Raw genomic sequence first — 19,097 nt, 5'->3', positions numbered from 1 at the left:
TACAGAGCTCAAATGAAATCCATATTCCTCGGTTAAATCACAGCTGCTGAGCACATTCAATCATGACCCGACCATTATTAAATCCTCCATGCTCTGGCTGGAAAGAAGACTTGCCTCTCCCTGATGCGTCTCCTTTGGAGAACAAAGGGTTGGGTAAAGATACCCCAAACCACATTGATGAAGTTTATCTTGAAATACCCAGACGAACCATTTTTTTCCGGAACGCATTCTTCTTATTGATGATCGCGTACACCGCATTCTCATTAGTTATGCTATTTATTGAAACAAACTATATGCACGACAGCCCTGCAACCTTCCTCGCCGCATTGATACTTTATCCCAGCAGCACTTGGCTCATCTGCTACGGATTTAATGTCAGCACCAACACACCAAGAGACGAACCAATTCGTTTCAATAGAGCTCGCCAAAAAATCTACGCCTACAACTTCAAACTCGGATGGTTGAATCCATTGGAAAAAGGCCGCATCACCCCAGTAAGCTACGACTGGTCTCAAGTGCGCGCCGAACGCTGGTCAAAGACTGGAGCGATGTCTAATGGGGGAATAATTTTTAAAACTGGAGTCATGCTGTCCATTGTCGAACCGGGAACCAATACCGTCATAGATCGCTTTAGCCTCACGGCCATGGGTGCAGACGAATACGCGTGGGCGTATGTCTGCACTTATATGCAAGAAGGACCTTCCGCTTTGCCGCCACCCGACGAGCCAAAAGATCACAACGATATCCTCTGGTGTGAAATCGCTTCTCGCCTGGCACCGAAAGTTGAATGGCCGACTGAAATGGACCTGGAATCACGCACAGCCCCTTGAAAGAATCGCAACCTCACTGCCTTTTCTAATACTGATAACTAACAAGCCTACAGAACTCGAATGAAACCCATAGCCCTCGGATAAATCACAGCTGCTGAGCACATTCAACCATGATCCAACCATTATTAAATCCTCCATGCTCTGGCTGGAAGGAAGACTTGCCGCTCCCTGATGCGCCTCCCATGGAGCACAAAGGGTTAGGTAATGACACTCCCAATCACATGGATGAAATATACCTAGAAACACCAAGAAAAACCGTTGCCTTCCGAAATACATTATTCCTGGCGAATATCGCATGCACAGCATTTATATTAAACCTGCTATTCTCCACAACAAACGACGCACCCACTTCGCTCGCAACACTCTGCACAGAAATTATTGGCTTAGTGAGCTGCACATGGACAATCAGTCTATTATTTAGACTCAGCACCAACCCTCCAAGAGACGAACCCATCCGCTTCAATAGAGCACGTCAGAAAATATACGCCTACAACTTTAAATGCAGATGGTGGCATCCACTGGATAAAGGGCGCATCACCCCAATAAGCTACGACTGGCTTCAAGTTCGCGCCGAACGCTGGGAAAAGAGAGGAGTGATGCCTAATGGAGGAATAATCTTCAAAACTGGTGTGATGCTTTCCATTGTCGAACCGGGAACCAACACAGTAATAGACCGCTTCAGCCTCACTGCCATGGGCGCAGATCAATACGCCTGGGCATATGTCTGCGCCTACATGCAAGAAGGCCCCTCTGCCCTCCCACCACCTGGCGAGCCTAAGGATCACAACGATATCCTCTGGTGTGAAATAGCTTCTCGCCTGGCACCGAAAGTTGAATGGCCGCCTGAAATGGATCTGGAATCACGCACAGCCCCCGAAAACCAATCAACAACCCAAGCGCTTCTTCAAGATCCAACCCTTCAGGAGCCCCAATGAACCCCATCGTCCTAGTCGGCCACCGCCACGACTGCCCCCTCCACGGCCAATCCACCGTCACCACCGGCGCCGCCTCCGCCACCGTCAACGGCGCTGCCATCGCCCGCGTCGGCGACCTCACTTCCTGCGGCGCCATCATCGAAACCGGTGCCGCGCACCTGATCATCGAAGGCCAGCCCGCCGCCCGGGTCGGCGACACCACCAACCACGGCGGTACGCTGATCGAAGGCGACCCCAGCTGGCTGGTGGAGTGACCCGGCGCACTCACTGAGCGCCCAAGCGGTGTACAGTACCCCCACAACAAATCCCAAGGAGCCCGCCCATGACCGTGACGCTGTCCCCCCTGCAGATCGACTGTGACTTCGATTCCGGCAACATCCAGGTCCTGGATGCCAGCAACCCGGCCCAGGTGCGCCTGGCCATTCGCCCGGATACCCACAGCGGCCACTTCCAGTGGTTCCACTTCAAGGTCAGCGGCCTCACGCCGGGGCAGGTCCATCGCTTCAGTTTGGACAACGCCAGTGAGTCTTCCTACAAGAACGCCTGGGCCGGCTACAACGCCGTGGCGTCCTACGACCAGCAGAACTGGTTCCGTGTACCGAGCCAGTTCGATGGCAAGGCGCTGTCGTTCGAGGTCGAGGCCGAGCAGGCGCAGATCTGGTTCGCCTACTTCGAACCCTACCCGCGCGCGCGCCACAACCAGCTGGTCGAGCGTGCCCAGCAGATTGCCGGCGTGGAGCTGCTGGCCCACGGGCGCAGCGTCCAGGGCCGGGATATTCCGTTGCTGCGCGCCGGTGACGGCGCCACGAGCAAGCGCAAGCTGTGGCTGATAGCCCAGCAGCACCCCGGCGAGCACATGGCCGAATGGTTCATGGAGGGGGTGATCGACCGGTTGCAGGCCAACGATGCGACCGTGCAGCAGTTACTGGCGAAGGCCGACCTGTACCTGATCCCGAACATGAACCCGGATGGCGCGTTCCTCGGCCACCTGCGTACCAACTTCAAGGGCAAGGACCTGAACCGGGCGTGGCAGGATGCGAGCGTCGAGCTGAGCCCGGAGGTGTTCTTCGCCCAGGCGCAGATGAAGCAGTATGGGGTGGATGCGTTCATCGATGTGCATGGCGATGAGGAGATCCCCCATGTGTTCACCGCGGCCTGCGAGGGCAACCCGGGATATACGCCGCGGCTGGCCAAGCTCGAAGAACAGTTCCGCACCACGTTGTGCAGTGTGACCCGGGATTTCCAGACGGTGCATGGCTACACCCGCGACGCGCCAGGGCAGGCCAATACCACGCTGGCGTGCAATGCGGTGGGAATGGCCTATGACTGCCTGTCGCTGACGCTGGAGATGCCGTTCAAGGACCATGACGATGCGCCGGAGCCGGTGGCCGAGTGGTCGGGAGCGCGGTCCAAGGCATTGGCAGGGGCGGTTCTGGACACGCTGTTGAAAATGGTTGGCGATTTGCGCTGAGCAGGTCCGGCCTCTTCGCGGGTAAACCCGCTCCCACAGGAATCGCGCCGCACTTGAGGGCAATGCAGTCTCTGTGGGAGCGGGTTTACCCGCGAAAGGGCCGGTACAGAAATCCCCGATCAGAACGCCACATCCAGAATCACATTGTCGAGATAACTCGCCGCCGGCGGCGTCGTCTGGTCGGTGTAGACCTTGGCGTTGTAGTTGAACACCTGGCTCCCCGTCCCGGTGCCGTTGCCGGGGTTCACGTCGGCATCGCTGCTCGAACGCCGGGCCGTGGTCAGCGAGCCCCAGCGCGTGGTGCCGGCGCTCTTGAAGATGTCATAGGCCAGGTAGTTGCCCGCGGTGGACTTCATCCGCCGCCGCCCGCCCGAGACGTTCTCGCCGTCATTCAGGCCCACTGTGAAGGCACTGCCCTTGGTGCACGACAGGCTCACGCTCTGGCTCACCGTGCCGAACCCGGCCACCACCGGCGCACTGCCGAAGCTGATGTTGGGCGTGGTGATCTGGCAGTCGTTGCTGACGGTCAGGCTGACGTTCAGCGTCTGGGTCCCGGAGCCGATGTCGCGCCCCAGGCAGATGCTGCCGATGCCGATGCCTGAGCAGTAGTTCCAGCTCCAGGCGACGGTGAGGTTTTCCTGGTACAGGCCGGCCGCAACGTTGCTGCCGACTTGGGTGCGCAAGTACAGCGGCACGGCTTTTGGGGTGGTGCCGTTGAGCAGCCCGAGCAGGTCGAGGATGCCATTGCGGGCAAAGTCGAAAGCCACGCCGCGGGTGATCGGGTAGCTGGTGCTGTTGTCGGCGTACAGGGTGTAGCCGATGACATCGCCGCTGGGGCCGACCAGGCCGGTGGTGCCCGTGGCCGAGGTGATGGTGGCGTAGAAATGGTCGCCGGAGCTGAGCAGGCTCAGCAGCGAACCGGTGCACTGCAGCCCCGAGTTGGTCGATGACGCGGTCTGCACGTTGGTGCGCACCAGGGTCGAGTTGATCGTGCCGAACGCCGCCGGCAAGGTCGCCACGGACGAACACAAGGCCCAGGCGGAGCCGGCCGGCAGCATCAGCAGCGCACACCCTAGCCACTTCATCGGCACACCAGCGGGCCGATCAATGGGACGGTGCCTTGCGCATCGGGCAACACGAATTCGACCTGGCACTGCCCTCCTCCTTCCAGCGTCACCTGCAGGCGGTTGTGCGGTGCCAGGTTCTCCAGGTACACCAGGCCATCCCAGCCCACCACCGCCTGGCCACCGCTCTCCTGGTGGACGACCTTGCTGCCAAGCTTCAGCGGCTGCTGGTTGGCGTCGACCAGTTCGATACTGGCCGCAAGCACGCGCTTGAGCGGGAATTCCAGCAGGTAGCCACTGCCGCGGCGCACCGCGACACGCTGCTCGACCTCGGCAGCCAGCACGTCGGGCGGCAGGTTCATCGGGTCGATCTCGTACTTGCCGCGGTAGTAGCCGCTGCTGTAGGGCACCAGCAGGTGACCGCTGCGGTCGGTGCGGCCGATTTCCTGGTTCTCGTAGCGCACCGGCACATCGGCATAGCCGCTGGTGCTGACCACCACGAAGGCATCGTCGATGCGGTTGGCGGCGTACACGCCGCCATCCATCCACACCAGCGAACCGCTGGCGTCGGCCCAACGGGTCATCTCGCCACTGCTGCCGTATACGCCGGCCTGCAATTGCACCGACTGCAGGCGCCAGGTGACGTCGGCCTGGCGATAGGCATCGCGGTTGCTGCCGCTGGCATAGCCGAGGTTGTAGCCCACGCCCCCCCCCATCGGCACGGCGCGGCTGTAGTTGACCCGTTGCAGGCTTTCGCCGTCCTTGCTGCGTTCGGTACTCAGCGCCAGGGTGCTGCCGAAGTCGAACGGGATCACCACCTGGGCCTGCACCGCCCAGTGGCTGTCGCCGACCTCGCGGTTGGCCGACAGGTACAGGCTGCTGTTGCCCCACAGCGGCTTGCTCCAGCTCAGGTTGATGAGCCGGGTGCGGGTACTGTCGCCGGCGCGCACATCGAAGTAGCCGGCGCCGAGGCTGCCGTACTGGTTGAGGTTGAGGCTCAGGGTCACCTGCTCGCTGCGCTGGCTCAGCTGCATGTCGGGGATGTCGACCCGGGTCAGGTCGGCGTAGTCGCCATGACGTTGCAGGCGCTGGTAGCTGAAACCGATGCGCTGGCTGTTGTACTGGTAGCCGAGGGCGACCTGATGGCCCTTTTCACCCTCGAACTGGCTCTGTGCCAGGGCGGCATTGAGCACGCCGAAGGTGCCCAGGCGCAGGTTGCCGCCCAGGCCGCCGAGCAGCAGCGATTCGGCGGTTTCGACATGGCTCTCCAGGGTGAAACTGTCGCTGACGCCATGGCGCAGGCTGGCCGAGGCGACGCCAGGACCGTAGCTGAAGTCCTTCACGGCATAGTCACGGCGCAAGCTGCCGGCGGCCACCGAGTAGTCCGACAGGCCCTTCTGCAGCAGGCTGCTGGTGACGTAGAACGGCAAGGTGGTGGACACCTGCCGGCCAAGGGCGTCGGTGGTCACCACCACCGCTTCGCCGGCGCCGTTGATGAACGGCACATTGGTCAGGGTGTAGGGACCGGGCTGCAGCTCGGTGGTGCTGGACTTGTAGCCATTGATGAACAGGTCCAGCGAGGTCGGCACCGCCGCCTCGCCGGCGAAGGCGGGTAGCGGGTAGGTGACCAGGTCGGGACGGGCGCCGAAGTCGCGCGACAGTTGCAGGCCCCCGACCCGCACCGAGCTGGTCCAGGGCAAGGCGCCGGTGACGAAGTCGCCGGCTTCGAGCGTCAGCAGGCGCTGCTCGTCGGTGAAGCGCCAGGTGGTGTCGTAGCGCAAAAAGCCCTGGCGGTTGGCATCGTTCTGCACGCCGTTCAAGCGCTGGCGCCACTGGCCAGTACTGGACAAGGTGCCCCAGCTGTCGAACAGCCGCAGCTCGTTCCAGGCGGCGAGGTAGGTACCGCCGTCGTCGGTGTCGTTGAGGTAGATGTCATAGTTGAACAAGGCACCGAAACTGCTGCGGGCCTCGCTGGGCGGGTACAGGTTGCGATCGCCCAGTTGCTGGTCCGGCAGCCAGGCCGGCGGCACCTGCAGCAGCAGCCGCTGGTTCTGGCTGTCGTAATCGCTGTGCAGGCCTGCAATCTGCTCGAGCGCCACTTCGCCCTGGGGGTTGCCTGGCAAGGCGATGCCCGCCGCGCGCAACACCTCGCTGTCCAGGTACAGGTACCCGGCGCGCTGTTGCACCGGCACCAGCTCAGCCCTGGGCACCTGGTTCACCAACAGGTCGAGATACAGCGTGGCGTCGGCCACGGCGGCGGCTTCCGTGGGTGGTGGCGGCAGGTCGTCGGCCACGGCCAGGCAGGGGCCGAACACGGCCAGCCCCAGGCACCAGCGGCGCGACACCCGCCACAGCCCTTTCACACACGGATTCCGACCATCGCCGGGTCCTCCCTGGCCCCTGACTCTCATTCAGTGGCGCACTCATTGCCCTTGCCGGATCGCTTCGGCCGTTTCCTGGCCGTTCACCCTGCCCTTGATCACGCTGGCGGCATTGGCTGCCAGCGGTGCAGGCCAGCGCATGCTGGCGCCAGGCAACACATAGCCGAGCAGGCCTTCGGCCAGCGGCCTGGCCTGGCCGCCCTGCTGCACCACCACGTCGGTCAGGCGTGCGTGCACCGGGCCGGTGTTGCGCATTTCCACGTAGGGCTTGCCCTGCACCATCACCGGGCGCCAGCTCAGTTGCGGCTTGCCGACCCCGGCAGCGTCGCGACGGCCCTCCGGATCGGCCTTGCCCCACAACCCTTCGCCGTAGACGAACAGCGGCACCGAATAGCGCATCTGCAGGCGGATCGCCGCCGTGGTGCCCTGGCCGCCGGCATCGGTCGGCAATGGCGAGGGAATTTCATCGATGATGATGCGGTAGGCCTGCTCCTGGCCGGCCGGCGAGCTGCCGGTGCGGGTCAGGCGGATCAGTTGCTTCTGCCCCGGGGGGATGTTGGCCACCGGCGGGCTGCCAATGATCTCGCGCTGGGCCTGGAACTGTTCCTGGTAGTCCCCCTGACGCCAGGCGAACACCCGCACCTGCAGGCTGGCCGGGGCCGAACCGCGGTTTTCCAGCCACAGCGCGCCGGCCTTCTGGTCGGCCTCGAGCACCGGGTCGATCGGCCAGATCAGTACCGAGGTTGCCGCCCCCGCCGGCAGGCTCGCCATCAGCAACAGACCGATCACACCTTGCGCCCACTTCGCGCCTACCCGCATGCCACTCTCCTTTCGCTCTTTTTCTTGGGTGCCGGTGGGTTCACCAGGTCACCGATACTTGCACCACATCGGTGTAGGTCCCGGCCGGCAAGGTGCCGGGCAACTGGGTACGGCCATACACCGGCAATTTGATGGCCGTGGCGTCGGTGTAGCTCACCGTCACGCTCTGGCCGATGCCCAGGGCCTGGCTGTAGGCCGCGTCCCGGTACAACTGGTAGGCCAGCACCTGGGTGCCGCCCGTGCGCTTGAGGTTGCGCGTGCCGCTGGCGCTGTTCTGGCCACCGTCCAGGCTCATGCTCAGGGCCACGCCCGGGGTGCACTGGAAGGTCACCGTGGTACCGCCCAGGGCGGTGCTGAGGATGCCGGTGGACAGCGCCGACTGGGTGCCGAAATTGAGCACGCCATAGCTGGTCACCCCGCCCACCACCAGGCAGCCGGCGACGATCTGCGCGCTGACCTGGAAGGTACTGGTGGTCGCCGCATCCAGGGGTGCGGCCAGCAGCAGGCCGAACCCTGTCAGGCAGCTGCCGAGCCAGGTACGCGGGCCGTTGCGCATGGCTCAGAACGACAGCTCGACCGCCACCGTGTCGGTATAGGTCCCGGCCGGCAGGCCCGCCTTGCCACGCGCCTGGCCATACAGGTTGACGGTCTGCGCCACGCCGGTGCTGGTCGGCAGGGTGATGGTGCCGTCGATGGCCAGCAGCGTGGTGCGCCCGGCATCGGTGTAGAAGTCGTAGGGCACGAAGTTGCCGGCGCCGTCGGCCAGCGCGCGGGTGCCGCCAGCGGACTGGCCATCATGGGCCCCGGCGCGAACGCGGATCGCCGGCACCGTCCCGGCCGAGCACAGAATGCTCATGGCACCGCCGCCACCGCCCAGCACCTGGGCGTTGGCGGTGGTGAACAGGGCCTCCTGGGTGCCGAAGTTCAAGGTACCGAAGTTCAGCCCCGAGGTGCCGCCAGCGCCGTTGACCTGGCAGGCAGAGGTCAGGATCAGGGTCGAGCTGATGGTCCCGGTCACGGTGGCGGCCTGGGCCTGGGAAGCCAAGGCCAGTCCGAGGCCGGCGAGCATGCAGCGGGTGAAAGTCGTTCGCATCGGAGTCTCCTTGCGTCGTTTACCAGTCCAGGGTCACTCTCAGGGTGTCGCGGTACAGCCCGGCCGGCAGTGCGCGCGGTTGCGCCACCACCACGCCGTAGATGGGGATCGGGATCTGCGCGCTGGTGCTGATGGTGAAGGCGCGGGCCTGGCCGATGTCGTAGCGGCTGTTGCCGCCGGGGTCGATCGCCAGTTGATAGGGGATCATCTCGCGGCCGTTGCTGAGCCGACGCACGCCGTCGCTGCCGTTCTGGCCGCCGTTGATGCGCACGTTGAAGGCGCGCACTTCGGGGGTGCAGCTGATCTGCAGGCTGCCTTCGCCGCCCGCCTCGTCGACCCGGGTGCGCAGTGGCTGGTCCCAGTTCGGGCCACGCTGGCCGAAGTCCATCAGGCCAGGGTTGCCCAGGGTCGCGGGCGGCTGGTCGCCGCTGTTGATCTGGCAGGCGGCGCTGATCACCAGGCGCGCCTGGATGAAACCGCTGGTGCTGCCATGGGCACCACTGGGCAACAGCAGCGGGCCAAGGGTGAGCAGCAGGATCGATGTGCGGTTCATGGCGTGACGTCCTTGTCCATGGCGGCCTCGCTACCAGGTGACCGTGACTTTGAGCAGGTCGGCGTACTGCCCGGCGCGGGGCACCCAGGCCAGGCGGTCGATACGCGCGTACAACGGCAGCTCCACGGTGCCGCTGTCGGGCACTCGCTCGGCATGGGTTTCATTGACCACCACCGGCTCGCGCCAGGCAGCATCGCGGTACAGGCGATAAGGAATCGGACGGCCCCTGGCAGTGTCGCTGGCGAGAAAGCGCAGTTCGCCCACACCTCCGTGCTGGCCGCCGTCGATGCGCACCTGGTAAGTGGTGTCGGGGTTGCATTCCAGCCTGGGCGGGTGGCGGGTCATCATCACGCCGCTCAAGGGCGCATCCGGGCCATCCAGGCGCGAAGCGACGCCCAGGTCGATCCGACCCAGGGCCTGGGCACCGGCATCGCGTTGCTGGGCGACCAGCATGCAGCCTCGCTGCACCAGTACCCGCACTTCGACCAGGAAGTCCGCCGCCACGGCACCGCCGCTGAACAACAGGCCTAACAACGCGGCCAACAAGCGTTCCGTCACAGGATGTTCCTTTGTTCCTCTATTCTGCATTTGAGCGTAGCAGCCAGCAGCCAGGCCGTGATGGCAGGGAGCCATACTTTTGTGTTAGCCAAAAAGCGCTAGACCTGACCCCGACGATCGCTCCGGCAGCCCGGGCCGCCGGGGTTCACGGGCCGGCAAAACGGCCTGCATTCTGTTACGGTGCAGGGGTACGAGTGGCCGGCAAGCCCTGCGCATGCGGCACGCATGGAAGAACAGGACAGGAGCGTTTCCATTGACGACAGCAGACGAGACACTGGCCGCAGCCTTGGAACGCTGCGCCCAGGAACCGATCCAGATACCCGGCAGCATCCAGCCGCACGGTTTCCTGCTGGTGCTGGACGAACAGGACCTGCGCATCCTCCAGGCCAGTGCCAACGCCGAACAGTGGCTGGGCATGCCAGCCAGGGAGCTGCTCGGCTGCACCTTCAGCGAAATGGTCAGCGAAGGTTTCGACCTGCGCCGGCAACTCCAGCGCATGCCCGCCGAGGAAGCCTTCCCCTTCCACATAGGCGACGTAGGCCTGCGCCAAGGTGCGCCCTTCGGCGGCACCCTGCGCCTGCTCGCTCATCGCCACGACCAGGTGCTGATCGCCGAGTTCGAACCTTCGCGCCAGGCGCCGGGCCTTGACGACCAGGGCGACTACTACCCGTTGGTGCGCAGCTTCATCGGCAGCCTGCACAACGCCGACAGCCTCGAAGCCCTGCTCCAGCAGTGCGTGGAGCAGATCAAGCAGATCACCGGCTTCGGCCGGGTCAAGGCCTACCGCTTCGACGCCGAGGGCCACGGCCAGGTGCTCGCAGAGGTGGCCGATGCCGGCTACCCGCGCTACCTGGGCCTGCACTTCCCGGCCTCGGACATCCCGCGCCAGGCCCGGGAGCTGTATCGGGTCAACCGCATCCGTGTGATCGAGGACGCCGGCTACCAGCCCTCGCCGCTGTTGCCGGTCAACAACCCGCGCACGGGCCAGCCGCTGGACCTGAGTTACGCCGCCCTGCGCAGCGTATCTCCGGTGCACCTGCAGTACATGCGCAACATGGGCACCCTGGCGTCCATGTCGCTGTCGATCGTGGTCGATGGCCAGCTATGGGGCCTGATCTCCTGCCACCACGCCCAGCCACGCGCGGTCGAGCTGCGCACCCGCACCGCCTGCGAGCTGCTGGCCAGCGTGCTGTCGCTGCAGATCGAATCACGCCAGTCCCACGCCAAGACCCGCCAGTTGCTCGACCTGCGCCAGCACATCGTGCGCATGATCTCGTCGATGGCCGACCATGACAGTGTCAGCGAAGGCCTGCGCGACCTGCCCGAGGTGCTGCTGGACTTCGCCAGCGCCACAGGCGCCGCGGTGATTTCCGCCGAGCGCTGCGAGCTGATCGGCCAGACCCCACCCAGCGCCCAGGTCAATGCCCTGGTGCACTGGCTTTCCCAGCGCGGCGACAGCGCCGTGTTCCACAGCGACAACCTTGGCCGCGACATCGACGAACTGCCCGAACTCGCCGCCCATGCCGGTGGCGTGCTGGCCGTGGCAATCTCGCAGATCCACTCGCACTACCTGTTGTGGTTCCGCCCCGAGCACGTGCGCAGGGTCGACTGGGCCGGCCGCCCGGACAAGGCCATCGGCGCCCAGGGTGTGCTCAACCCGCGCCACAGCTTCGAGCGCTGGCAGGAACAGGTCAGCGGCTACTGCGAGCCCTGGGACCCGCTGCTGCTCGAAGCCGTGCTAGAACTGCGCAGCGCGGTACTTGGCATCGTCCTGCGCAAGGCCGAGGAGCTGGCACAGCTGGCCAACGAATTGCGCCGCTCGAACAAGGAGCTCGAGGCCTTTTCCTACAGTGTGTCCCACGACCTGCGCGCACCGCTGCGCCACATCGCCGGCTATACCGAGCTGATCGGCGAAATCGAAGGCCAGGCCTTCAGCGAGCGTGGCAGGCGCTTCCTCCAGCACATCGAGGAGGCCGCACGGTTCGCCGGCAGCCTGGTCGACAACCTGCTCAACTTCTCGCAGATGGGCCGCTCGGCGCTGCGCCTGTCGGACGTCGACCTCAATACCCTGATCGAGGCCATTCGCCAGGACCTGGCGCCCGACTATGAAGGCCGTGAAATCACCTGGGACATCGCCGCACTGCCGAAAGTGATCGCCGACCCTGCCTTCATCAACCTGGCCCTGCACAACCTCATCGCCAACGCCATCAAGTACACCCGCGGTCGCGCCTGCGCACGCATCGAGATACGCGCGCGCCAGCGTGCCAACGAAACCGAGGTGTGCATCCAGGACAATGGCGTCGGCTTCGACATGGCCTACGCCAACAAACTGTTCGGGGTGTTCCAGCGGCTGCACCGCATGGAGGACTTCGAAGGCACCGGTATCGGCCTGGCCAGCGTGCGGCGCATCATCGAACGCCACGATGGCCGGGTCTGGGCCGAGGGCCAGGTCGACCAGGGCGCCAGCTTCCACTTCACCCTTCCACGTCATCCAGCGCTTTCCTGAGGCCCCCGTACCATCATGCTCAAGCCCATATTGCTGGTCGAAGACAACCCCAGGGACCTGGAACTGACATTGCTGGCCCTGGAGCGCAGCCAGTTGGCCAACGAAGTCATCGTCCTGCGTGACGGCGCCGACGCCCTGGACTACCTGCTGCGCCGCAATGCCTATGCCGCGCGCGACGATGGCAACCCGGCAGTCCTGCTGCTGGACCTGAAGCTGCCCAAGGTCGATGGCCTGGAAGTGCTCAAGGTGGTGCGCGCCACTGCGGAACTGCGCAGCATCCCGACGGTGATGCTGACCTCTTCGCGCGAGGAACCCGACCTGCTGCGGGCCTACGAACTGGGGGTCAATGCCTATGTGGTCAAGCCGGTGGAGTTCAAGGAGTTCGTTTCCGCCATCTCCGACCTCGGCATGTTCTGGGCGGTGCTCAACGAGCCGCCACCCGGTTCGCTGCGCCTGAACCGCCGTGGCAACCACTGAGGCCAACGCGAAGATGTTGCCAACTCCTCTGAAACTGCTGATGGTCGAAGACAGCTCGATGGACGCCGAGCTGACCTTGATGCGCCTCGAGCGCAGCGGGTTGCAGGTGCAGCCGCAGGTGGTGTTCGACCATGTCGGCGTCGAGCACGCCCTGCTCACCGGTCACTACGACCTGATCCTCTGCGATTGTGTGCTGCCTGGCTCCTCTGGCCCCGACGTGCTGGCCATCGCCCAGCGCCTGGCACCGGACACACCGTTCATCTTCCTCTCTGGTATCTATGGCGAAGAGCATGCGGTGGAAATGATCCGCCTCGGCGCCACCGACTACTTGCTCAAGAAAAACCTGCCGCTGCTACCCAAGGCTGTGCGCCGGGCCCTGACGGAGGTGCAGGAGCGCCAGCGCCGGCGCCACGCCGAAGAGGCACTGGCCGACGTCGAGGCACGTGCGCGGATTGCCATCGATGCCGCCGGCATGGGCACCTGGGACTTCCGACCGGTGCAAGGCACCCTGGTCTGGGACGATCGCTGCAAGCGTCTGTTCGGCGTGCCGGTCGAGACCGAGATGAACCTCGACCTGTTCTATGCCGGCATCTATCCGGATGACCGCAGCAAAGTGCGCGAGGCCGTGGACCAGGCCATGCGCCCGGACAGCGACGGCTTGTACCGGGTCGAATTCCGCATCAGCCAGCCCGGTGGCCTCGAGCCCCGCTGGCTGCTCAGCAGCGGCCAGTGCCAATTCGTCGAGGGCCGATGCACCCGGTTCACCGGCGTGCTGCAGGACATCCACACCCAGCGCCAGGCCACCCAGGCGCTCAAGCAGCTCAACGAGATGCTCGGCGAACGGGTGGAACGGCGCACCCGTGAACGCGACCGCGCCTGGGAACTCTCCCAGGACCTGCTGGCGGTGCTCAACAAAGACCTCACCCCGGTCGCGCTCAACCCGGCCTGGGAGGCCAGCCTGGGCTTCTCCCGCGAGCGCCTGAGCCAGGCCTCGCTGCTGCACCTGCTGCCCGAAGCCGACCAGGAGTCGCTGCTGACCGAACTCGCCGCCCTCGCCCATGGCCGCACCAGCGCACGCTTCGTCGGCCGCATCCAGCATGCCAGTGGCCAGTTGCGCTGGCTGTCGTGGGTGGTGGTGCCGGAAGACACCCTGCTGTACGTGGTGGCGCGCGACATCACCAGCGAACGGGAAACCGCCCTGGGCCTCGCCGAGGCCAACACCCGCCTGCGCGAGCAGATCACCGAACGCGAGCGCGTCGAGGCGGCGCTGCAGCAGATGCAGCGACTGGAAGCGGTCGGCCAGCTCACCGCCGGCGTCGCCCACGACTTCAACAACCTGCTGACGGTGATCCTCGCCGGCGCCAGCTTTCTCGAAAGCGACCTGGAAAAAGGCGACCTGTACAAGGCCCGCAGCCGCCTGACGCACATTCGCGAGGCCGGCGAGCGCGGCGCCAAGCTGACCTCGCAACTGCTGGCGTTCTCCCGCCGCCAGCGCCTGGAGCCGGTGGCGCTGAACCTCAACCGCACCCTCACCGGCCTCGAGGAACTGCTCAGCCGCACCCTGGGCGGCAGCATCGCCGTGCGCCTGGACCTCGACCACAGCCTGTGGCAGGCGCTGACCGACCCGACCCAGACCGAGATGATCATCCTCAACCTGGCGATCAATGCCCGCGATGCCATGCCTGACGGCGGCCAACTGACCCTGGCCACCCGCAACATGTGGGTCAAGGCCCGCCCACAGCGCCCGGAAGACCCGGAGCCAGGCGAGTACGTGATGCTGAGCATCCGCGACACCGGCTGCGGCATGAGCGAAGACGTGCTGGCCAAGGTGTTCGAGCCGTTCTTCACCACCAAGGACATCGGCAAAGGTTCGGGCCTGGGCCTGGCCCAGGTATTCGGCTTCGCCAAGCAGTCCGGCGGTGGCGTGCGCATCGACACCGAGCCGGGGCATGGCACCCAGGTGGCCGTGTACCTGCCAGCGGTCAAGCAGGCACCGCACAGCGTCCCGGCGGCTGCGCTGGTGCGGCAGTCGATCGCCGACAGTGGCCACAACCGCACCGTGCTGCTGGTGGACGACGACCACCTGGTGCGCGACATGCTGGGCGACGTGCTGCGCCAGTACGGCTACCAGGTGCACCAGGCCCACAGTGGCGAGCAGGCGCTGGCGCTGCTGGACGATAGCATCGATCTGCTGCTGACCGACTTCGCCATGCCGGCGTTCAACGGTGGCCAGTTGGCGCTGGCCGCGCGGGATCGCTACCCGCAGTTGCCGGTGGTGTTCCTGACCGGGTATGCGGAACTGGAGGGCTTGCAGGTGCCGGGGAGCCTGGTGATTCAGAAGCCGGTGCAGGCCGATGAGCTGGCGCGGGTGCTGGATGAGCTGTTGCGGGTTGCCGGATAGGGTTGCTTCGCCCGTACCGGCCCTTTCGCGGGTGAACCCGCTCCCACAAGTACAGCGCGAAAGGGCCGGTACAGATGAACGGAAACGGCAAAACCCAGCGCCGATGTTCATCTGCACTGAATCAGGAAATGGGTATTTGAAAAAATGGCAGGGGCGGCTGGATTCGAACCAACGCATGGCAGGATCAAAACCTGCTGCCTTACCGCTTGGCGACGCCCCTGTATCGGATGCAGCTGATGCTGCTCTGACAATTCCAACTGAGTGACAACTGGGTTGTTGTCTTGGAATGCGCGGCACTTTAACAACAAAGTTTCAGTCTGTGAACCCCCCATGTGAAAAAAAATGCTTTAAAACAGCAAGTTAGTGTTCCAGATCGATTTTCATCGGTCGTCAGGCAACCGCCCGTCGTTTTTCTCCCGCTCCGCTTCAACACAATCGCATTCCTCCCTTCCAATCAGGTAAGCAAACTGCATTGACCAAGGAGGACTCCATGCCTGTCTCCCACGACCTCTACCAGGACCTGCACTACCCACGGGAAATCGTCCAGCAGCGCCGCCAGCAGGACCCGGCCCTTGACCGCCTGCTCGACGAGTACATGGACATCGACAACCAGGTGCTGGCCGCCGAATCGATCTCGGCCGGCAATTTCGTGGACGAGGACCTGCGCCACCTCAAGGAACGCCGGCTGACGGTCAAGTACATGATCGAGCGCCAGCTGGAGCGCAAGGCCTGAATCATCGTGCCGGGCGATAGATACCTGGCACTTTTTGTATTGGTCAAATCCGCTCGCCTCGGGCAAGCTGCGCGCAGCCCTGCCATCGCCCAAGGAGGCTTTGCCTTGTCCGCCTGGATCCCTGCCCCGCTGCGCCAGCTCGGCCAGCGCCTGCGCACCGCCGCGCCCGCGCAATGCGAACTGCTCGCCTGGTTCGAAGACAAGGCGCGAAGCCGTGGCTACACGCTCAGCGATGGCCAGCGCCGGGTCATCCACAGCATGGCCGTGCAGCTCGCGCTACTCGAGAGTGGCCAGCCACGCTGCCTCTACCTGCATGGTTCGGTGGGCCGCGGCAAGAGCTGGCTGCTCGATGGCTTCTTCCAGGCCGTGCCGGTCGAAGCCAAACGGCGCCTGCATTTCCACGACTTCTTCGCCCGCCTGCACCAGGGCATGCACCAGCACCGCCTGCTGGACGACGCCCTGGGCGCGACCCTCGATGAACTGCTGGGCGACTGCCAGGTGTTGTGTTTCGACGAATTCCACGTCCACGACATCGGCGACGCCATGCTGCTGACGCGGCTGTTCAACGCCCTGTTCTCCCGTGGCATCTTCCTGCTGGTGACGTCCAACTACGCGCCTGAAGGGTTGCTGCCCAACCCGCTGTACCACGAGCGCTTCCTGCCGGTGATCCGCCTGATCAACAGTTCGATGGAAGTGCTGGAAGTCGGTGGCGACACGGATTTTCGCAGCCTGCCGGCCAACCGCGAGCACCAGCGCTTCACCCAGGGGCACTATGTGTGGCCGGGGGATGCGGCGCAGCGCCAGGCGTTGAACCTGCCTGTCGAACAGCCGGTGACGCTGGACGTGAACAAGCGCCCGCTGCGCGCCCTGGCCATCGACGGCCAGCGGATCGTGCTGGCGTTCGATGACCTGTGCGAGAAGGCTACCGCGGTGATCGACTACCTGGCGCTGGCCAAGCAATACGACGCGTGGATCATCGAGGGGCTGGATGACCTGTCGGAATGTTCGCTGGCGGCGCAGCAGCGCTTCGTCAACCTGGTGGATGTGCTGTATGACCAGGATCGGCAGGTCACGCTGATCGGCAAACGGCCGCTGGAGCAAAGCCTGGGTGGACCATTGGCCGACCTGATGCGCACCCGCAGCCGGTTGGGGCAGTTGCATCAGGTCGGGCCCACGTCCCCTGTTGCCTGATCCGGCCTCTTCGCGGGGCCAGGTTGTCACCCAGCCCTGGGCAAGTCCGCCAGCACCGCCTCGATCTCCGCCAGCACCGCCGGGTCATCCAGGGTCGAGGGCGGCACGTAGGCCTGCCCATCGGCCATCTTGCGCAACACCGCCCGCAGGATCTTCCCGGAACGCGTCTTCGGCAGCCGCTTCACCCGCCGCACCTGGTTGAAGCACGCCAGCGCGCCAATCGCCTCACGCACGTGGCCTGTCAGCTCGGTGCGCAACTGCGCCTCGGCAATCGCCTCGCCATCCTTGAGCACCACCAGCGCCAGCGGCACCTGGCCCTTGATCTCGTCGTGCACGCCGATCACCGCACACTCGGCCACCGCCGGGTGGCTGGCCACCAGGTCTTCCATCTCGCCGGTGGACAGGCGATGGCCCGAGACGTTTATCACATCGTCGGTGCGGCCCATGATGTAGACGAACCCGTCATCGTCGAGGAAGCCGCCGTCACCGGTGTGGTAGTAGCCCGGATAGGTGTGCAGGTAGGCCTGCAGGTAGCGCTGGTGATCGCCCCACAAGGTCTGGCTGCACCCCGGCGGCAGCGGCAGCGCGATGACGATGGCGCCCTGCTGGTTGGGCCCCAGCAGGTGCCCGTCGTCATCCAGCACGCGCACGTGATAACCGGGCACCGCACGGTTGCTCGACCCGGGCCGCGCCGCGCTGCCTTCCAGGCCGACACAGGGCGCGGTCACCGGCCAGCCGGTCTCGGTCTGCCACCAGTGGTCATGCACCGGCTTGCCGGTGGCTTGCTGCAGCCATTCATGGGTGCTGGAGTCGAGTTTTTCCCCGGCCAGGAACAGTTGGCGCAGCGAGCTCAGGTCATGCTGGCGGATCAGCTCGCCCTGCGGGTCCTCCTTGCGGATCGCGCGCATGGCGGTCGGGGCGCAGAACAAGGCATTGACCCGGTACTGCTCGACCACCCGCCAGTACGCCGCAGCGTCCGGCGTGCGGATCGGCTTGCCTTCATAGAACACCGTGGTGCAACCACTCATCAACGGGCCGTAGACGATCAGCGAATGGCCGACCACCCAGCCGACGTCGGAAATGCCCCACCACACATCGCCCGCCTGCATACCGTAGACATCCCGCATGGCGTAGCACAGCGCCACGGCATTGCCGCCGTTCTCGCGGACGATGCCCTTGGGTTTGCCGGTGGTGCCGGAGGTGTACATGATGTACAGCGGGTCCGTCGCCTCCAGCGCCACGGGCGGCACCGGCTCGGCACTGGCGATTGCCTGCTGCCAGTCCAGGTCACGCCCGGGCTGTAGCGCGGCGCGGGCCTGGGGCCGTTGCAGCACCAGCACATGGCGCGGCTGGTGGCGGGCGGCCTGCAAGGCGCGATCGACCAGCGGCTTGTATTCGATCACGCGGTCGAACTCCAGCCCGCAGGAAGCGGTGAGCAACAGCGTCGGCCGGGCATCGTCGATGCGCAGGGCCAGCTCGCTGGCGGCAAAGCCGCCGAACACCACCGAATGCACCGCGCCGATCCGCGCACAGGCCAGCATGGCCATGGCCGCCTGGGGCACCATGGGCATGTAGATGATCACCCCGTCGCCCTTGCCGACACCCAGTTGGCGCAATAACCCGGCCAGGCGCGCCACCTCATCGCGCAGCTGGTTGTAGGTAAACGATTGCTGCACGCCGGTCACCGGCGAGTCGTAGATCAGCGCCAGCTGCTCGCCACGGCCCAGTTCGATCTGCCGGTCCAGGGCCAGGTAGCAGCTGTTCAGGCGGCCATCGGAGAACCAGCGGTGGGTACCGTCGGCGTTTTCCTGCAGGGTCAGCAAGGGCTTGCGGTACCAGGCCAGGGCCTGGGCCTGATCGGCCCAGAAGGCGGCAGGGTCGGCAATCGATTGGGCGTAGCTATGCTGGTAGGTCATGTGCTTGAAAACCCGGTATTTGTTGTTATTGAAGGGCGAACCCTGAGTATGGCCCGCCACACCGGGGCTGCCAGGGGACTAAAGTCACAACCGACCTGCAAATTTGCATGCTTGGCAAAACCGCCCCAGAACGGTGCAAAGCCTCTAGAATAGGCGCCCCTCTTCGTCA

At 64.8% G+C, this 19,097-nt stretch carries 17 protein-coding genes and 1 tRNA gene; 9 read left to right on the top strand and 9 right to left on the bottom strand.

Annotation, left to right across the window (positions count from 1 at the left end; all coding sequences use genetic code 11):
• The first annotated feature begins 62 nt into the window (after window positions 1-62).
• The 4 genes from ACIP21_RS02950 to ACIP21_RS02935 all read left to right on the top strand — a co-directional run bounded on the left by ACIP21_RS02950 (window position 63) and on the right by ACIP21_RS02935 (window position 3,236).
• A complete protein-coding gene (locus tag ACIP21_RS02950) occupies window positions 63-830 on the top strand; it encodes a DUF6708 domain-containing protein (RefSeq protein WP_400683753.1) in 768 nt (255 codons plus the stop codon).
• Window positions 831-940: 110 nt separating this feature from the next.
• On the top strand, window positions 941-1,765 hold the full coding sequence (locus ACIP21_RS02945; protein WP_400683750.1) for a DUF6708 domain-containing protein: 825 nt from the start codon (window positions 941-943) through the stop codon (window positions 1,763-1,765).
• A complete protein-coding gene (locus ACIP21_RS02940; protein WP_400683747.1) occupies window positions 1,762-2,019 on the top strand; it encodes a PAAR domain-containing protein in 258 nt (85 codons plus the stop codon). Before ACIP21_RS02945 ends, ACIP21_RS02940 begins: the two co-directional genes overlap by 4 nt.
• Window positions 2,020-2,087: 68 nt before the next feature.
• Window positions 2,088-3,236: a M14-type cytosolic carboxypeptidase gene (locus tag ACIP21_RS02935; RefSeq protein ID WP_400683744.1), complete on the top strand. Its 1,149-nt coding sequence runs from the start codon at window positions 2,088-2,090 to the stop codon at window positions 3,234-3,236.
• A 119-nt stretch (window positions 3,237-3,355) separates the two neighbouring features.
• Here ACIP21_RS02935 and ACIP21_RS02930 read toward each other — a convergent pair whose 3' ends face one another.
• The 7 genes from ACIP21_RS02930 to ACIP21_RS02900 are packed head-to-tail and all read right to left on the bottom strand — an operon-like array spanning window position 3,356 to window position 9,704.
• On the bottom strand, window positions 3,356-4,321 hold the full coding sequence (locus tag ACIP21_RS02930; RefSeq protein ID WP_400683741.1) for a spore coat protein U domain-containing protein: 966 nt from the start codon (window positions 4,319-4,321) through the stop codon (window positions 3,356-3,358).
• Window positions 4,318-6,711 carry a fimbria/pilus outer membrane usher protein gene (locus ACIP21_RS02925; RefSeq protein ID WP_400683738.1) on the bottom strand — a complete coding sequence of 798 codons (2,394 nt, stop codon included), beginning with the start codon at window positions 6,709-6,711 and terminating at the stop codon, window positions 4,318-4,320. The genes ACIP21_RS02930 and ACIP21_RS02925 overlap by 4 nt, the downstream gene beginning before the upstream one ends.
• 12 nt (window positions 6,712-6,723) lie before the next feature.
• Window positions 6,724-7,500 carry a molecular chaperone gene (locus tag ACIP21_RS02920; RefSeq protein ID WP_400683735.1) on the bottom strand — a complete coding sequence of 259 codons (777 nt, stop codon included), beginning with the start codon at window positions 7,498-7,500 and terminating at the stop codon, window positions 6,724-6,726.
• Between the two features lie 40 nt (window positions 7,501-7,540).
• Window positions 7,541-8,056 carry a spore coat U domain-containing protein gene (locus ACIP21_RS02915; protein ID WP_400683732.1) on the bottom strand — a complete coding sequence of 172 codons (516 nt, stop codon included), beginning with the start codon at window positions 8,054-8,056 and terminating at the stop codon, window positions 7,541-7,543.
• Between the two features lie 3 nt (window positions 8,057-8,059).
• Window positions 8,060-8,593, bottom strand: coding sequence for a spore coat U domain-containing protein (locus tag ACIP21_RS02910; protein WP_400683729.1), 534 nt, complete (start codon window positions 8,591-8,593; stop codon window positions 8,060-8,062).
• 19 nt (window positions 8,594-8,612) lie between these two features.
• Window positions 8,613-9,146: a spore coat U domain-containing protein gene (locus tag ACIP21_RS02905; protein WP_400683726.1), complete on the bottom strand. Its 534-nt coding sequence runs from the start codon at window positions 9,144-9,146 to the stop codon at window positions 8,613-8,615.
• 30 nt (window positions 9,147-9,176) lie between these two features.
• Window positions 9,177-9,704, bottom strand: a complete 528-nt coding sequence (locus tag ACIP21_RS02900) for a spore coat U domain-containing protein (protein WP_400683723.1) — start codon at window positions 9,702-9,704, stop codon at window positions 9,177-9,179.
• Window positions 9,705-9,918: 214 nt separating this feature from the next.
• Here ACIP21_RS02900 and ACIP21_RS02895 point away from each other — a divergent pair, with 214 nt between their 5' ends.
• From ACIP21_RS02895 to ACIP21_RS02885, 3 genes are read left to right on the top strand one after another with little or no spacing between them, the layout of a single operon-like run.
• Window positions 9,919-12,210, top strand: coding sequence for an ATP-binding protein (locus ACIP21_RS02895; RefSeq protein WP_400683720.1), 2,292 nt, complete (start codon window positions 9,919-9,921; stop codon window positions 12,208-12,210).
• A 15-nt stretch (window positions 12,211-12,225) separates the two neighbouring features.
• Window positions 12,226-12,687, top strand: coding sequence for a response regulator (locus tag ACIP21_RS02890; protein ID WP_400683717.1), 462 nt, complete (start codon window positions 12,226-12,228; stop codon window positions 12,685-12,687).
• A gap of 13 nt (window positions 12,688-12,700) precedes the next feature.
• Window positions 12,701-15,088: a response regulator gene (locus tag ACIP21_RS02885; RefSeq protein WP_400683714.1), complete on the top strand. Its 2,388-nt coding sequence runs from the start codon at window positions 12,701-12,703 to the stop codon at window positions 15,086-15,088.
• Between the two features lie 145 nt (window positions 15,089-15,233).
• Here the strand turns inward: ACIP21_RS02885 and ACIP21_RS02880 are convergent.
• Window positions 15,234-15,308: transfer RNA gene (locus ACIP21_RS02880), tRNA-Gln, on the bottom strand.
• Between the two features lie 270 nt (window positions 15,309-15,578).
• On the opposite strand from ACIP21_RS02880, the gene ACIP21_RS02875 reads away from it, so the two are divergent.
• A complete protein-coding gene (locus ACIP21_RS02875) occupies window positions 15,579-15,821 on the top strand; it encodes a hypothetical protein (protein ID WP_400683712.1) in 243 nt (80 codons plus the stop codon).
• Between the two features lie 105 nt (window positions 15,822-15,926).
• Window positions 15,927-17,012, top strand: a complete 1,086-nt coding sequence (gene zapE, locus ACIP21_RS02870; protein WP_400683710.1) for a cell division protein ZapE — start codon at window positions 15,927-15,929, stop codon at window positions 17,010-17,012.
• Between the two features lie 26 nt (window positions 17,013-17,038).
• Here the strand turns inward: zapE and ACIP21_RS02865 are convergent, their stop codons facing one another.
• On the bottom strand, window positions 17,039-18,928 hold the full coding sequence (locus ACIP21_RS02865) for a propionyl-CoA synthetase (RefSeq protein ID WP_400683707.1): 1,890 nt from the start codon (window positions 18,926-18,928) through the stop codon (window positions 17,039-17,041).
• Window positions 18,929-19,097: the final 169 nt, after the last annotated feature.

The organism is Pseudomonas sp. NPDC089401, assembly GCF_044749485.1.
Taxonomy (GTDB): domain Bacteria; phylum Pseudomonadota; class Gammaproteobacteria; order Pseudomonadales; family Pseudomonadaceae; genus Aquipseudomonas.
This window is presented reverse-complemented; position numbering and strand designations above follow the sequence as displayed.